This is a genomic window from Asanoa ishikariensis, from assembly GCF_900107455.1.
GTDB classification, from domain to species: domain Bacteria; phylum Actinomycetota; class Actinomycetes; order Mycobacteriales; family Micromonosporaceae; genus Asanoa; species Asanoa ishikariensis.
Map to the genome: position 1 here is coordinate 2043695 of NZ_FNQB01000001.1, position 15447 is coordinate 2059141.

General features: G+C 71.6%; 13 protein-coding genes. 10 read left to right on the plus strand and 3 right to left on the minus strand.

The window, feature by feature from the left end; all coding sequences use genetic code 11:
* Positions 1-50: 50 nt before the first annotated feature.
* The 4 genes from BLV39_RS09680 (at position 51) to BLV39_RS42275 (ending at position 5519) form a co-directional block, all read left to right on the plus strand.
* Positions 51-611 carry a TetR/AcrR family transcriptional regulator gene (locus tag BLV39_RS09680; RefSeq protein ID WP_090789434.1) on the plus strand — a complete coding sequence of 187 codons (561 nt, stop codon included), beginning with the start codon at positions 51-53 and terminating at the stop codon, positions 609-611.
* A 235-nt stretch (positions 612-846) separates the two neighbouring features.
* The gene (locus tag BLV39_RS09685; RefSeq protein ID WP_275414323.1) at positions 847-1566 is read left to right on the plus strand and encodes a TIGR03936 family radical SAM-associated protein; all 720 of its coding nucleotides are present in this window, start codon (positions 847-849) and stop codon (positions 1564-1566) included.
* A gap of 144 nt (positions 1567-1710) precedes the next feature.
* Positions 1711-4791, plus strand: coding sequence for an Rne/Rng family ribonuclease (locus BLV39_RS09690; protein ID WP_090789436.1), 3081 nt, complete (start codon positions 1711-1713; stop codon positions 4789-4791).
* 170 nt (positions 4792-4961) lie between these two features.
* Positions 4962-5519, plus strand: coding sequence for a hypothetical protein (locus BLV39_RS42275; protein ID WP_143049709.1), 558 nt, complete (start codon positions 4962-4964; stop codon positions 5517-5519).
* A 136-nt stretch (positions 5520-5655) separates the two neighbouring features.
* On the opposite strand, the gene BLV39_RS09700 is transcribed toward BLV39_RS42275, so the two are convergent.
* Positions 5656-6228 carry a TetR/AcrR family transcriptional regulator gene (locus BLV39_RS09700; protein WP_090789440.1) on the minus strand — a complete coding sequence of 191 codons (573 nt, stop codon included), beginning with the start codon at positions 6226-6228 and terminating at the stop codon, positions 5656-5658.
* Between the two features lie 72 nt (positions 6229-6300).
* On the opposite strand from BLV39_RS09700, the gene BLV39_RS09705 reads away from it, so the two are divergent.
* From BLV39_RS09705 to BLV39_RS09730, 6 genes are all read left to right on the plus strand, one after another.
* The gene (locus BLV39_RS09705; protein WP_090789442.1) at positions 6301-8076 is read left to right on the plus strand and encodes an ABC transporter ATP-binding protein; all 1776 of its coding nucleotides are present in this window, start codon (positions 6301-6303) and stop codon (positions 8074-8076) included.
* Between the two features lie 793 nt (positions 8077-8869).
* Positions 8870-9355 carry a RidA family protein gene (locus BLV39_RS44065; protein ID WP_090789444.1) on the plus strand — a complete coding sequence of 162 codons (486 nt, stop codon included), beginning with the start codon at positions 8870-8872 and terminating at the stop codon, positions 9353-9355.
* Between the two features lie 206 nt (positions 9356-9561).
* Positions 9562-9876, plus strand: a complete 315-nt coding sequence (rplU, locus tag BLV39_RS09715; protein WP_090789446.1) for a 50S ribosomal protein L21 — start codon at positions 9562-9564, stop codon at positions 9874-9876.
* Positions 9877-9885: 9 nt separating this feature from the next.
* Positions 9886-10143 (plus strand): 50S ribosomal protein L27, encoded by a 258-nt coding sequence (rpmA, locus tag BLV39_RS09720; protein ID WP_090789449.1) that lies wholly within the window; start codon positions 9886-9888, stop codon positions 10141-10143.
* A 302-nt stretch (positions 10144-10445) separates the two neighbouring features.
* Positions 10446-11921 carry a GTPase ObgE gene (gene obgE, locus BLV39_RS09725; RefSeq protein ID WP_090789451.1) on the plus strand — a complete coding sequence of 492 codons (1476 nt, stop codon included), beginning with the start codon at positions 10446-10448 and terminating at the stop codon, positions 11919-11921.
* Positions 11922-11956: 35 nt separating this feature from the next.
* Positions 11957-12418 (plus strand): GNAT family N-acetyltransferase, encoded by a 462-nt coding sequence (locus BLV39_RS09730; protein ID WP_090789453.1) that lies wholly within the window; start codon positions 11957-11959, stop codon positions 12416-12418.
* Between the two features lie 39 nt (positions 12419-12457).
* On the opposite strand, the gene BLV39_RS09735 is transcribed toward BLV39_RS09730, so the two are convergent.
* Together BLV39_RS09735 and trpS are read right to left on the minus strand one after the other, a co-directional pair.
* Entirely contained in the window at positions 12458-14110 is a 1653-nt protein-coding gene (locus tag BLV39_RS09735; protein ID WP_090789455.1) for a DHA2 family efflux MFS transporter permease subunit, read from the minus strand.
* Positions 14111-14173: 63 nt separating this feature from the next.
* Positions 14174-15166, minus strand: a complete 993-nt coding sequence (trpS, locus tag BLV39_RS09740; protein ID WP_090789457.1) for a tryptophan--tRNA ligase — start codon at positions 15164-15166, stop codon at positions 14174-14176.
* Positions 15167-15447 lie beyond the last annotated feature (281 nt).

The window sequence follows — 15447 nt, forward strand, 5'->3', positions numbered from 1 at the left end:
ACGTGTCGCCGGTCCGCGTCAATACGACCGCAATGTGAAAGCATGGCCGCATGCCGAAACGGGTCGACCCCACCGAGCGGCGCACCCAGATCGCCGACGCCCTGATGCGGGTCGCGGCGGAGCGCGGCCTCGAAGCGGTGAGCCTGCGGCACGTGGCGGCCGAGGCCGGCGCGACCACCGGGCTGGTGCAGCACTACTTCGGCACCAAGGACGAGATGATGCTGTTCGCGCTCGAGGTGGTGAGCGGGCACATCGGCCAGCGGATGGAGGCGGCGGTCAACGCGCTCGGCCCTTCGCCGGCGCCGAGGGACCTCATCCGCGCGTTGGCCGTCCAACTCCTGCCGCTCGACGAGCAGCGGCGGGCCGACGGCCGGGTGGGGCTGGCCTTCTTCGCGTACGCCGCCACCCGGCCCGACGTCGCCGAGGTGCAGCGGCGAGGGTCCCAGGGGCTGCGCGACTTCTTCGCGACGATGATGCCGGAGCCCGCCGCGACCACCCTGCTGGCGCTGGTCGAGGGGCTCGCGCTCTACCTGCTCACGGACACCTACTCGGCGGCTACCGCGCTCGGGGCACTCGACGGATATCTGGACTCGGTGTTCGGGCGACCGTGATCCGCATGCTGGACTCCTTGGCGTAGCCCCCGTCCGGCTGGCGCAGGTGCCGGTCCAGCACCTCGGCCACCGCAGCCCGGGCCTCCCGCTCCCGCCTTGGGGTCGACGTCCGTCATGGCGGCAGATTAATAGGTGGGAGGATGGAGCCGAAGGGGCCGACCAGGCGAGGAGCACAGCGATCAGCAGGAAGCCACAGCCGGAAGGCGGGCAGGCGCCCGTCGTCCAGCGCATCCGGATCAGGTACGCCAAGCGGGGGCCGTTGCGGTTCACCTCGCACCGTGACTTCGCGCGCGCCTTCGAGCGGGCGTTGAGGCGGGCCGGCGTACCCATCGCCTTCTCGCAGGGATTCACACCGCACCCCAAGATTTCGTACGCCAGCGCGGCGCCGACCGGCACCGGGAGCGAGGCCGAGTACCTCGAGATCGGCCTGCAGCAGGTGGTCGACCCGGCCTGGGTCGTCACCGCACTGGACGCGGCGCTCTCACCGGGTCTCGACGTGCTGGACGCGGTGGAGGCTTCCGGAGAGAGCCTCGCGGATCGGATCGACGCGTCGCGGTGGCGGCTGGAACTGCCGGGCGTGACCGACGCCGCCGCATCCGACGCTGCCACGAGATTTTGGGATTCATCCGAAGTGCTGGTAGAGCGCCAGACGAAGCAGGGCCGGCGCACTTTCGACACGCGGGGCGCCGTGGTGTCCATCGAGGTGATCACTTCCGGTCCGGCCGCTTCCGGAGCCCCCGACGTGCCGTGTGCGATACTCGACGTAGTCGTGCGGCAGGTCACCCCGTCCGTACGACCCGATGACGTCCTTGCCGGCCTCCGTGTGGTGGCCGACCTGGAGCCGCCGGTCCCGCCAAGGGCCATCCGGCTGGCACAGGGCCGACTGACCGCGCAGGGGGCGATCGCGGATCCGTTGGAGGCGGACCGCGACGGGGCTGTTGTCGGTGAACACTGACCGCGGAAACGCGATCGGCGTTTAGTCCGCCAGACTTCGGTCTGCCCGCCGCTTCCAGCAGCGGGCGTGGCCGGAAACACTTTGCGGCGACCCTGCGTGGCAGCGCTCACCCGCGCCCGGGGTTGCCAGAACTGGAGAACGTCCATGCTCGAGAACGAGCCAACGGGCGGCGAGGTGCAGGGCAACGAGCCCGGCGCCGAGGCCCCGGCCACACCCGTCAAGCGCACCCGCGCCCGTAAGTCGACCGCCTCGGCGGCCGCTCCGGAGGCTCCGGCCTCTGGTGCTGCCGCTTCTGGTGCTGCGGCTTCTGGGGCTTCTGCGGCTTCCGGAGAGGAAGCCGCTCCGACGCGGCGGCGGCGTAAGGCCACAACCGCTGCCAAACCCGACACTGAGGGCGAGTCCCCGGCAGAGGGTACGAACGAGGCGCCCGTCAAGCGGACCCGGCGCCGCAAGGCCGCGACCGAGGACGCCGCCCCGGCCGCCCGCGCCGCTGACGCCGTGGTCGCCGCCGAGTCTGATGATCCGGCCGCTGAGCCGGCCGCCGGCCTGGGCGACGTGGAGCCCGCTCCGGCGCGCCGCCGTTCCACCCGGCGCGTGGTCGCCGCTGAGTCCGACGACCCTGCCGCTGAGCCGGCCGCCGGCCTCGGCGACGTCGAGCCCGGTGCCGCTGGCGCCGGCCCGCGCGACGCGGACCGTGGCCTGGTCGACAGCCAGGCGCCGGGCGCGCCCGGCGAGCCGGCCGACGAGGAAGAGACCGAAGAGGCCACCACCGAGCCGCTCGACACCGGCGCGGCTGTCGAGGAGCCGGCACCGAGCCGGCGCCGGCGTGTCGTGGCGGCCCCGCTGCTGTTCATGGCACCGCAGCCCGACGACGAGCCGGTTGCGCCGATCCGGCGCACGCGGCGCACCCGAGGCGCTGCCGCTGAGGGCGTCGAGGCTCCGGCCGTGGAAGAGCCGACCGCCGCGCCCGCTGTTGAGGCTGAGGCGGAGACCGAGGTCGCGGAGACCACCAGTCGACGGCGCCGGCGCGGGCGGCGTACCGGTGAGGAACCGGCCGTGGTCGAGGTCGAGGACACCGACGAGGCCGAGCAGACCGCGAGCGACGAGTCCGACGAATCGGACGACGACGAGCTCGACGAGAACGGCCGCCGCCGTCGGCGCCGCGGCCGCCGAGGCCGGGGTCGGGGCAAGGGCCCGATCGACGAGGCGGACGAGGCCGAGGAGCCCGCGGCCGCCGCTGTGGACGAGGACGGTCAGGACGACGACGGCGACGGCGACGGGGTGACCCGCCGGCGCCGGCGACGCCGCCGCAAGGGCGACACCGACACGAGCGCCGACGATGGCGTGCACACCGTGGTCCGGATCCGCGAGCCGCGTACCACCTCGGACGAGGTGCAGGGCGTCTCCGGTTCGACCCGGCTGGAGGCCAAGCGGCAGCGCCGCCGCGACGGCCGCGAGCAGCGCCGCACCCGGCCGCCGATCCTGAGCGAGTCGGAGTTCCTGGCACGCCGCGAGGCCGTCGACCGCGTGATGGTGGTCCGCCAGCGCGGCGACCGCACCCAGATCGCGGTGCTCGAAGACGACGTGCTGGTCGAGCACTACGTGACGCGGGCGTCGTCCGGCGCGATGGCCGGCAACGTCTACCTCGGCAAGGTCCAGAACGTGCTGCCTTCGATGGAGGCGGCGTTCGTCGACGTCGGCCGGGGCCGCAACGCGGTGCTCTACGCCGGCGAGGTCAACTGGGACGCCTCCGGCCTGGAGGGCCGGGCCCGCTCGATCGAGCAGGCGCTGCGCTCCGGCGACTCGGTGCTGGTGCAGGTCACCAAGGACCCGATTGGCCACAAGGGCGCCCGGCTGACCAGCCACATCGCGCTCTCCGGCCGGCACCTGGTCTACGTGCCCGGCGGCAACGCGTCCGGGATCAGCCGCAAGCTGCCCGACACCGAGCGCAAGCGGCTCCGCGACGTGCTGAAGAAGCTCATCCCCGAGGGCGCCGGCGTGATCGTCCGGACCGCGGCCGAGGGCGCCTCCGAGGACGAGCTCGCCCGCGACGTCAAGCGACTCCAGGCGCAGTGGGAGGACATCCAGGAGAAGGCGGCCGCCGGTGGCGCGCCGACACTTCTCTACGAGGAGCCCGACCTGCTGATCCGGGTCGTCCGCGACCTGTTCAACGAGGACTTCCGCGAGATCATCGTGCAGGGCAACGACGCGTACGAGATGGTCGACACCTATCTCGGCCACGTCTCGCCGGACCTCGTGCCTCGCCTGCACCGGCACACCTCGACGGTCGACCTGTTCGCCGAGAAGCGGATCGACGAGCAGATCCTCAAGGGTCTCGACCGCAAGGTGTTCCTGCCCTCGGGCGGCCACCTGGTCATCGACCGCACCGAGGCGATGACCGTGGTCGACGTCAACACCGGCAAGTACACCGGTGCGGGCGGCAACCTCGAAGAGACGGTCACCCGCAACAACCTGGAGGCGGCCGAGGAGATCGTCCGCCAGCTCCGGTTGCGCGACCTCGGCGGCATCGTCGTCATCGACTTCATCGACATGGTCCTGGAGAGCAACCGCGAGCTGGTGCTGCGCCGGCTCACCGAGTGCCTGGGCCGGGACCGCACCAAGCACCAGGTCACCGAGATCACCTCGCTGGGTCTGGTGCAGATGACCCGCAAGCGGATCGGTGCGGGCCTGCTCGAGGCGTTCTCCGAGACCTGCGAGACCTGCAAGGGTCGCGGCCTGATCATCCACACGGAGCCGGTGCCGGTTAAGGGTGGCGTGGCTGGCGGTGGCGCCGGGCATACCCATGGCGCCAACGGCTCGAGTGGCGGCAACGCCGCGAACGCTGGCAGCAGCGGTGGCGGCGGTGGCGGCGACAAGGTCAAGGCGGTGGCGTCCGCGCCGGCCGCTACCACCTCGGCGTCGTCGCGGCGGCGCGGCCGCAAGGCGGCGCCCGCGCAGGCCTCGGCTCCGGACACGGTCGAGCCCACGGTGGTCTCGGAAGACGACACCATGGGGTACGACCTGTCCCGCTACGACGACGTCGTGCTCGACCCGGTGGACGAGGTCGAGGCACCGACCGACATCGCGCCGGGCACCAACGGCCGGCTGGCTGGCACCGACGACCCGGACGCGGCCGGCGACGACGAAGACGGCGAGCTGGCCGAGGCCAGCACCAGCCGTCGGCGTGGCCGCCGGGGTGGCACCCGCCGGCGCACCAGGCCGTAGTTTTCCGTTTCGCGCTGCCCGGCCACCTTTGTGGAGGCCGGGCAGCGTCGTGTCCGGGGGTCGGGGCGCGTCCGGGGTCGGCGGCGGGTCCGGGGTCGGCCGAGCGGTGTTTGTGAATGCGCGTTAGGGTCGCGACAGCGTTCCGCCGCCACCCCCGGAGGACACCCCCCATGCGCCTGCGCCGTCAGCTCGCCGTGCTCGCCGTATCCGTCGCGTTTGTCGCGGTGGCCGGTTGCTCCGCGGATGTGCAAGGCCGTGGCGACCCGACTCTGGGCACCCCGGGAGCGCCGTCGGCGTCCGGTGTCGCTCCCTCTTCTTCCACGGGTGCGGCCTTGCCTGACTCCTCCGCGGCACCGCAGCTTTCCCTGGGTCCCGTGCCGACCGGGAGGGCGGGCGGCAACGCGACGCAGGTCTGCGCCGATGTCACGAAGGCCACCGAGAAGGGCACGGCGGCGTACGTGCAGCAGCTCACCGCCGTCCTCCAGGCGCAGGGTAAGAACGACAAGCCCGGCGAGCAGGCGGCGGAGAAGCGCCTCGGCGCGGTGATGGCAACCTGGGCCCTCGACCTGCGCCGAGCGTCGGCGACGGCGACGGATCAGCAGCTCAAGACGACGCTGTCGCAGATGGCCGGCCAGATCGCCAAGATGACCTCCAACGTGGCGACCATCGACGACGCCGCGCTGGGCGCCATCCAGGATCGCCTCGAAACCCTCTGCCCGACGTCCTAGCTCGCCGCGCGGAGTGCGTCTGCCCGACGTCTTTGCTCACCGCGCGGAGTGCGTCTGCCCGACGTCCTAGCTCACCGCGCGGAGTGCGTCTGCCCGACGTCCTAGCTCACCGCGCGGAGTGCGTCTGCCCGACGTCCTAGCTCACCGCGCGGGGTGCGACCGCGCCGTCGACGGTGCGGACCACCAGCTCCAGGACCTCGTGCCGGGACGCGCCCTGCTGGGAGACGTAGCTCCACCCGGCGTAGAGCTGTGACCACATCAGACTGGACAGCCACGGCGCGGGCAGGGCGATGTCGATCGTGCCGTCGCGGTGGCCCCGGTCGATCATCGCGGTGAAGCGGTCGTCGCAGCCGTCGTCAAGGATCGGCGTGGCGCCGCCCAGGCAGTCCGGGTCGGTGAAGATCAGCGACAGCAGGCTGCCGAGGTCGAAGTATTCCCGGCAGAGGCGCAGCAGCGCGTCGGCACCCGAGCCCTCGCTGAGCTTGGCACTGGCGGTGGCCCGGTCGAGCCGGGAGGAACCCTCGGCGGCCACGGCCCGGAGCAGGTCGGACCGTTCCGGGAAGTAGCGGTGCAGCGTCGTGCGGCCGACCTCGGCCGCCGCGGCGATCTCGCTCAGCGCGGCCGCCGGGTTCTGCCCCAGCACGTCGATCGCGGCAGACAGGATCGCCTGCCGGGTGCGGGCCCGCGCACCCCGTTCATTTTCCGGCACATCGTGAGGTTAGCAGTCTCAAATCGGATTATCGCTTGACTGAAGTGGAACACCTCCGTTCCACTAGAGCGCATGACCGACCCGCCCCCGCCCCCGCGCCTGGCCCGGCTCCGCACCCTCGTCTCGTTCGTGGCACCGCACCGGCGCGTCCTGATCGCAGGGTTCCTGCTGGGCCTGCTCGGCAGCGCGGTCGGCCTGGCCCTACCCCTGGTGACCAAGTGGGTGATCGACACCCTCGGCCCGGCCGACACCTCGCTGTGGCGTCCCGTCGGGGTGCTGCTCGCCCTGGTGGTGGTCGGGGCCGCCATCTCAATGTGGCAGTGGGTCATCATGGGCACGGTCTCCGAGAAGGTGGTCCTCGACGCCCGGGTGTCGATGATCAGCCGCTACTTCGCCGCCCGGGTCCGCGAGATCACCGGGCGCCCGAGCGGTGAGCTGGTCACCCGGGTGACCTCAGACGCTGGCCTGCTGCACAACGCCTCGGCCAGCATCGTCGGCCTGCTCAACAGCACCCTCGCCCTGATCGCCACGCTGATCCTGATGGGCGTGCTCGACATGGTCCTACTCGGCCTGACCCTGGCCTCGGTGGTGCTGATCGCCGCCGTGATGACCGCGCTGATGCCGGCGATCGCCCGAGCGCAGGAAGCGGCCCAGGAGTCGGTCGGCCGGCTGGGCGGCGCGCTCGAAGGCACCCTGCGCGCGATCCGCACGGTCAAGGCGAGCCGCGCCGAGCGACGGCAGACCGACCGGATCGTCGCCGACGCCCGCGACTCGGCCGCACACGCCATCCGCGCGGCCCGGCGCACCGCCACGGTCTGGACCATCTCGTGGACGGGCATCCAACTCGCGATCATCGTGATCCTGGGCGTCGGTGCCTGGCGGGCCGACCGAGGCCTGATCGAGGTGTCCAGCCTGATCGCGTTCCTCCTCTACGCGTTCCAGTTGATGGGCCCGGTCACCGAGCTCACGCAGAACGTCACCAACCTGCAGGCCGGCATGGCCGCCGCGGCCCGGATCCGCCAGGTCGAAGCCATGGAGATCGAGCCCCTGCACCCCGCCGTCCCTTCCCCGGAATCGGGCTCCTCCGACCTGGCTCCGGTGCTGGAGTTCCGCGGCGTGACCGCCCGCTACGCGCCCGGCACAGAGCCAGCGGTGCGCGGCATCGACCTGGCGGTCCCACGCCGCGGCCACACGGCCATCGTCGGCCCGTCCGGCGCGGGCAAGACGACGCTGTTCTCGCTGATCCTGCGCTTCCTGGAGCCGGAGAGCGGAGAGCTGCTGCTCGACGGGCGGCCCTACCAGTCCTTCACACACGACGAGGTGCGAGCCCGCCTGGCGTACGTGGAGCAGGAGACCCCCGTCGTCCCCGGCACGATCCGCGACAACCTGCTCTTCACCCACCCCGACGCCACAGAGGCCGAGGTCCTCTCGGTCCTGGCCGCGGTCCGCCTGGACGACAAAATCGATTCGCTGGCGGACGGGCTGGACACGTCGCTGACGGAAAACGAGGTGAGCGGCGGCCAACGACAACGGATAGCCCTGGCCCGCGCGATCCTGCGCACACCGGAAGTCCTACTCCTCGACGAAGCCACAGCCCAGGTGGACGGTCTGACCGAAGCAGCACTGCACGACTGCATCCGAGAGCGAGCGGCCGTCGGCGCGGTAGTCACGATCGCCCACCGACTATCAACGGTCCTGGACGCCGACACCATCGTGGTGCTGGACGAGGGCGGCATCCGAGCCCGCGGCACCCACACGGAGCTACTGGCCACAGACGCCCTCTACCGCAAGCTGGTAGAGGCCCTAAGAATCGCGGAAGCCAAGCCCGAACCCATCGGCGCCGCCTAGCAACCCGGCCGGCCGGGTCGGCTCCGCCGCCGACCCGACCCGTCCGGCACCGTCCGACGGCTGCCCGTTCGGCCCGGACCCGCGCCGGTCCGCAAAGGCCAGGCGGCGCTACCGCGCGTTCAGGCAGGAGCGCGCTCCGTGCGGCCCTGAATCGATGCGCCGCCCGGTGAAGCGGGCTGTGGGGGTCGCCTCCGCTTCGCCGGCCGCGGCTTTCTGGCCGCCCTGCGGAAGCCGGCCATCGGCGCGCGCGAGCGGGCCGTTCTCGGCCGCTAGCGGTAGTGGCGCGCGCCATGCCTGCCCGCGCGACGCGAATGTGCTGTCACCTGTGGCGGCTTTCGCCGCCTCGGGCCGCGCGCCGCCTCGGGCCGCGCGCCGCCTCGGGCCGCGCGCCGCCTCGGGCCGCGCGCGACCCCGCGCCGCGCCGCACCCGCGCCGCCCACCTCGCGCCGCGCCACCCGCGCCGCCCACCTCGCGCCGCGCCACCCGCGCCGCCCACCTCGCGCCGCGCCACCCGCGCCGCCCACCTCGCGCCGCGCCACCCGCGCCGCCCACCTCGCGCCGCGCCACCCGCGCCGCCCACCTCGCGCCGCGCCACCCGCGCCGCCCACCTCGCGCCGCGCCACCCGCGCCGCCCACCTCGCGCCGCGCCACACCCGCGCCGCGCTGGGATCCTGGCGGTCTGCGCCCGGGCCTGCTTCCGCGGCTCGCCGCGCGTTTTGGCGGCTTTGGGTTGGGACGTCGTGGGTTGGGTGAGGTCGTTGTGGTGGGGGCGGTCGGTCTTAGGCTGGGCGGCGTGAGTGAGATCGAGAGTCGACTGGCCGAACTCGGGTTGCGGCTTCCGGAGCCCATGCAGTTGCCGCCGGGTGTGACGTTGCCCTTCCCGTGGGTGCGGGTGCACGGTGGGCGGGTCTTCGTGTCGGGCCACGGGCCGTTGCTGGCCGACGGGTCGTTGGCCGGGCCGTTCGGCAAGGTCGGTGACCAGGTGACGCCCGAGCAGGCGTATCAGGCGGCCCGGCTGACCGCGTTGGCCGTTCTGGCCAGCCTGCGCCGCGAGCTCGGAGATCTTGATCGCATCACGGCCTGGCTCCGGGTCTTCGGCATGGTGAACACCGCACCGGGCTTCACGGGCACGCCGATGGTGATCAACGGGTTCTCCGACCTCATCCTGGAGTTGTGGGGTGAAAGTGCCGGCAGTCACGCCCGATCCGCGGTTGGGCAGGCTGAGCTGCCGTTCAGCATTCCGGTCGAGATCGAGGCCGAGGTGGCCATCGACGGCTGACCCCGGCCCGACACCTCGGTAGGGTTGGGGCGGCCCCCGATGGGGTGAGCGTGGTCCCCGGGGCTGGTTTGGGGAGCCGGGCGGGGATGCCGTACGCTTGCCTGTGGCGCACTCCCGTGCGTCGCGTTCATGTGTGCCCGCCGATTGATCCGGCGCCGCGTGCAACGCCGAACGACCCGCCACGCAACGACAGGAGTCCGCGTCCCATGTACGCGATCGTCAAGACCGGCGGCAAGCAGTACAAGGTCGCCGAGGGTGACGTCATCGAGGTCGAGAAGCTCGTCGGCGAGCCCGGCGACGCGGTATCGCTCGCCGCGGTGCTCCTCGTTGACGGCGCCGACCTGGTGACCGATGCGGCGCAGCTTGCCAAGGTTTCGGTGTCCGGTGAGATCGCCGCGCACACCAAGGGACCGAAGATCCGGATCCACAAGTTCAAGAACAAGACCGGCTACCACAAGCGCCAGGGTCACCGCCAGAAGCTGACCCAGGTGAAGGTCACCGGCATCACCAGCGGGAAGTAGGCGTTAGCCATGGCTCACAAAAAGGGTGCGTCCAGCTCGCGCAACGGTCGCGACTCCGCGGCTCAGCGCCTGGGCGTGAAGCGGTTCGGTGGCCAGGTGGTCAGCGCCGGCGAGATTCTGATCCGCCAGCGCGGCACCAAGTTCCACCCGGGTGACCTGGTCGGCCGCGGCGGCGACGACACGCTGTTCGCGCTCGCCCACGGTGCGGTCCTGTTCGGCACCAAGCGCGGTCGCAAGACCGTCAGCATCGTGCCGAGCGAGCACTGAGACGGGGTAACCCCCACACCAGCAGTCGCCGAAGCGGGCCGCGGACCAGGTGTCCCGGCCCGCTTCGCGTTGCTGCGAACCTGCCGGCGGCGACGTCCGACCTGATGCACGTCACGTCCGTGGCGGGCCTCGGGCGTCCGTTTCGGCCAGATCGGTCGGTCACAATGGAAGAGATCGGTGACCGTCGGCGGACCTGGCAGCGAAGCGCAGCGAGCGCTCCCTGGCGGGAGCGACGGTCGCGCCCACGGCGGGCCCGAGCAATGTGATCGATGAAGCACTGAGCTAGTCGGAAATGAGGAGTCGTGGCGACGTTCGTTGACCGGGTCGTCCTGCATCTGCGGGCCGGCGACGGCGGGCACGGCTGCGTGTCGATCCATCGGGAGAAGTTCAAGCCGCTCGGCGGCCCCGACGGCGGCAATGGCGGGCACGGCGGCGGCGTCTCGTTCACCGTCGACCCGCAGATCCACACCCTGCTCGACTTCCACTTCCGGCCGCACGTGAACGCGCCCAACGGGGTGGGCGGCGCCGGTTCGAACCGGGACGGCGCCCAGGGCGACGACCTGGTGCTGAAGGTGCCGGACGGCACCGTGGTGCTCAGCCCCGACGGCGAGGTGCTGGCCGACCTGGTCGGCGCGGGCACGACCATCGAGGTGGCCCGTGGCGGCCGTGGCGGCCGGGGCAACGCGTCGCTGGCCAACTCGCGCCGCAAGGCGCCCGGCTTCGCCGAGCTCGGTGAGCCCGGGGAGCGCCTCGACGTCGTACTCGAGCTCAAGAGCGTCGCGGACGTCGGGCTCGTGGGTTTCCCGTCGGCCGGCAAGTCGTCGCTGATCTCGGTGCTCTCCGCGGCCAAGCCGAAGATCGCCGATTACCCGTTCACCACGCTGGTGCCGAACCTGGGCGTGGTGCGGCTCGACGAGCACACGTTCACGATCGCCGACGTGCCGGGCCTGATCCCGGGCGCGGCCACTGGCAAGGGGCTCGGGCTGGAGTTCCTCCGGCACATCGAGCGGACCGCCGTGCTGGTGCACGTGGTCGACGCGGCCACGCTGGAGCCCGGGCGTGACCCGGTCTCCGACATCGACGCGATCGAGGCGGAGCTGAGCGCGTACGGCGGCCTCGAGGACCGCCCCCGCCTGGTCGCGATCAACAAGATCGACGTGCCGGACGGGCGCGACCTCGCGGAGATCGTGCGGCCGGACCTGGAGGAGCGCGGCTACCGCGTGTTCGAGGTCAGCGCCGCCACCCGCGAAGGACTGCGCGAGCTCACCTACGCGATGGCCGAGCTCGTCAGGCAGGTGCGGGTGACGGTCCCGGACCCCGAGGCGACCCGGATCATCCTGCGGCCCCGGGCGGTCGACGACGCCGGCTTCGCCATCGAGGAGACGCCGGACGGCACGTTCGTCGTCAGCGGCGCGCAGCCCGAGCGCTGGGTCCGCCAGACGAACTTCGACAACGACGAAGCCGTGGGCTACCTGGCGGACCGGCTCAACCGGCTCGGCGTCGAGGAGAAGCTCGCCAAGGCCGGCGCAGTCCAGGGCAGCCTGGTGCGGATCGGCGACCGCGAGTTCGACTGGGAGCCGACCCTGGGCACGGGCATCGACCCGACCGCCGGCCTGCGCGGCACGGACCCGCGGATCACCGAGCGCTCGACCCGGCCCCGTGCGTCGGACCGGTTGGCCGCCCGCAAGGCGCGCCGGCAGCCGACGCCCGACCTGCCTGACTACGGCAGCGACTTCGATGACGACGGCAGCGGCTCCAAGGACGACGACGAGTCGTAACAGCCCGGAAATCGGACCTCGCTAGCGTTCGGCCGGTGAAGGTCGAAAGCCGGCGGGGCGACGAGCCGGACCTGGTCGCGCTGGTCACCGCCCAACAGGCGGAGCTACGTGCCGCGGAGCGGGCCAGCGCCGCGATCGACGGGTCGTTTCCTCTGCACGACGACATCCGGTATCTCGTGGTCGTCGTCGACGACGAGGTCGTCGCCTGCGGCGCTCTCCAGGCCATCGACCTGCGAGCCGTCGAGATCAAGCGCATGTTCGTGCGTCCTGAGCGCCGAGGCGACGGCTTCGGCCGGACGATGCTCGCCGTGCTCGAGGAGCGCGCGGCGGCTGACGGCTTTACCGTCGCGCGGCTGGAGACCGGCAGTTATCTGCCGGCGGCGCTCGGTCTCTACCGCAAGGCCGGCTACCGCGAGATCCCGACCTACGGCGAGTACGTCACCAACCCGTACAGCCGCTGCTTCGAGAAAGCCCTCAAGGCCTCAGCTCCGGCCTGACCCAGCCAAGCCCGGCCCCGGCCCGCGGCAAGGCTCACGTCAGGCTTGAGCCGGCTCCTCTGCTCGCAGCGGGTCGGTCGGTGGTGCGGTCGGGGTCCGACCGGTGCGCACGAACAGGCAGCTGACCGCCGCGACAGCCAGCACGATCAGCGGCAACAGCAGGGTCGCCTTCATCGCGTTCGTGAAGCCCTCGTGGAACGTGCGGGTGGCGATGTCGGTCAACGCCTGCCGGTATTGCTCGGGCACATCCGCCGGTAGCGCCGCTCCCGACTGCCCGGCGCCGATGTGCAGGCTGCCGCCGGTCGCTCCCGCGACCGCGTCGACGAACGGCTGCCGGACGTCGGGTGGCAGGTCGGCGGCGTTGGTCCGCGCCGCCGCGGTCAGCTTGTCGGTCAGTTGGGCCTGTAGCAGCGCGCCCACTGCGGCCGAGCCGATCACCGCGCCGAGTTGCCGGGCGGTGTTGATCAGGCCGGACGCGGCACCGGCCTGTTGTGGTGGCACGTGGCGCATCGCGATCGTCTGGAGTGGAGCGAAGACCATGCCGAGGCCGGCTCCCGCGATCAGCAGGCCGGGTAGCAGCCCCCACTGCCCGGTGCCGACCTCTGCCAGCGCGACGACCGTCGCGTTGCCGGCGCACCAGAGGCTCAGCCCGGCTACGAGCACCCACTTCCCGGCCGCGCGGTCGGAGAGCCGGCCCGCGAAGGGTGCGATCACCATCGACAGCAGCGACAGCGGCGCGACCGCGATGCCGGCCTGGAGCGCGGTCAGCCCGAGGACCGACTGTAGGTAGATCACCAGGGGTAGGAACAGGCCCAGCATGCTGAACGCGATCGCCGCGCTCACCCAGCTCATCACGGCGAAGTTGCGGTCCTTGAAGATGGTGAAGGGGATCAGCGGCTCGCCGGCCCGGCTCAGGTATTGGTGGTAGAGGAACACGGCCAGCACCACCACGCCGGCGCCGATCACCTCGACGATCGTGATCGGACCCCAGACGCGGCCCCAGTCGTGTGGCTCGCCCTCGATCAGGCCGTAGACCAGGAGGAACAGGCCCACGCTGGCCAGGGCGGTGCCGGTCCAGTCGAGCCGATGACGGCGGTTGAGTCGCAGGTCGGGCATCGCGACCACAGCGAGTACGACGGTCACGATGCCGACCGGCACGTTGACGAAGAAGATCCACTCCCACCCGAAGTCGGTGACCAGGTAGCCGCCCAGAGTAGGGCCGGCGACCGTGGCGATGCCGGCCACCGAACCCCACACTCCGAACGCGACGCCGCGCTTGTCGGCCGGGAAGATCACCGTGATCGTGGACAGCGTCTGCGGTGTGAGCAGGGCGCCACCCACGCCCTGGATCACGCGGAAGACGATCAGCTGCTCGGGTGTGCTGGCCAGACCGCACGCGGCCGACGCGGCCGTGAAGACCACCAACCCGAGGATGAACAGCCGCTTGGGTCCGAAGATGTCACCCAGCCGCCCGGCGGTGATCAGGAGGACCGCGTAGACCAGCACGTACGCGTTGATGATCCAGAGGATCTGGTCCAGTGACGCGTCGAGGCTCGTGCTCATGTCCGGGATGGCTATGTTGACCACAGTGGTATCGAGCAAGATCATGAAGAAGCCCAGGCAGAGTATTGCCAGGATCAGCCAGGGTTTGGCGGGGCGTTCCTGCTGCGGCGTGCCGGTCGGTGCGGTCATCACATGACCCCCTCGGACGTGGATGTGCGTCCATAGGTCTAACACGTGCGTACGACACGTTGGTCACGTCAGTACTCCGATCGCGCGCTTCGCACGGAAGACCGTCTCAGCGGTCCGGGTCCGCGCCCGATCGGCCCCCTCGGCGAGCACCTGGCGGACGTACCCGGGGTCGCGGGCCAACGTCGCGAAGCGTGACCGCAGCGGCCGCAGCAGACCCAGCACCGCCTCGGTGGTGGCGCTCTTGAGCTCGCCGTACCCGTGCAGTCCCGATCCGACCTCCGCCGGCGATCCGCCGACGCACGCCGCCATGATCTCCAGCAGGTTGCTGACACCGGGTCGCACCGCCGGGTCGTACGCGATGATCCCGTCCGAGTCCGTGACCGCTCGGCTTATCTTGCGGGCGACCAGGTCAGGCGGGTCGAGTAGGCCGATCGCGCCGGACGCCGACGACGTCGTCTTGCCCATCTTGGCCGTCGGGTTGGCGAGGTCCATCACCCGTGCCGCGACCGTCGGCGTGACCACCTCGGGCACGACGAAGGTCGGCCCGTACCGCCGGTTGAAGCGGTTCGCGATGTCGCGGGTGAGCTCGACGTGCTGCCGCTGGTCGTCGCCGACGGGCACCTCGGTCGCGTCGTGCAACAGGATGTCGGACGCCTGCATCACCGGGTACGTCAGCAGGCTCAGCCGGACGTTCTGCCGGTCGACCGCCTTCTCCCGGAACTGGATCATCCGATGCGCCTCGCCGTACGCCGTCGTGCATTCCAGCAGGTAGTGCAGTTCGGAGTGGTCGGGCACCTGGGACTGCACGTAGAACAGCGTGCGGTCGGGGTCGAGACCTGCCGCGAGCAGGACGGTCGCCTGGCGCAGGGTGGTCTCCCGCAGCGTGCGCGGCTCGTGCGCGACGGTCAGTGCGTGCAGGTCGGCGAGGAAGACGGTCGAGTCGGTCGTGTACTGGTCGCGGATCATCGGCGCGATGGCGCCGAGCAGGTTGCCCAGATGCAGCTCACCGGTGGGTTGGAGGCCGGTGAGGCGACGGGTCGCGACGGTGGTGGTCATGGCTGCCTCCATGGTTCGAGAGGAGCCGCGCGAGCCGGGTGAAGGCATAAAGAAACGGCCACCCGAACTCGGGCGGCCGTTGACGTGGGCACGCGGATGCGGGGCCGCCCTTAGGGCGACCACCAGCCGAGGAAACTCAGCGTCCGCATCCCTTGAGACTAGCAGCCGGTACGCGGCCGACGGTACCGCCGAGGCGCGGTCGCTGGCCCCCTCCGCTGGCTCCTCCCCGGGAGCCGGATGGCGGCCAGAGTCGACCACGAGCGGGTGCACGGGGCATCCGG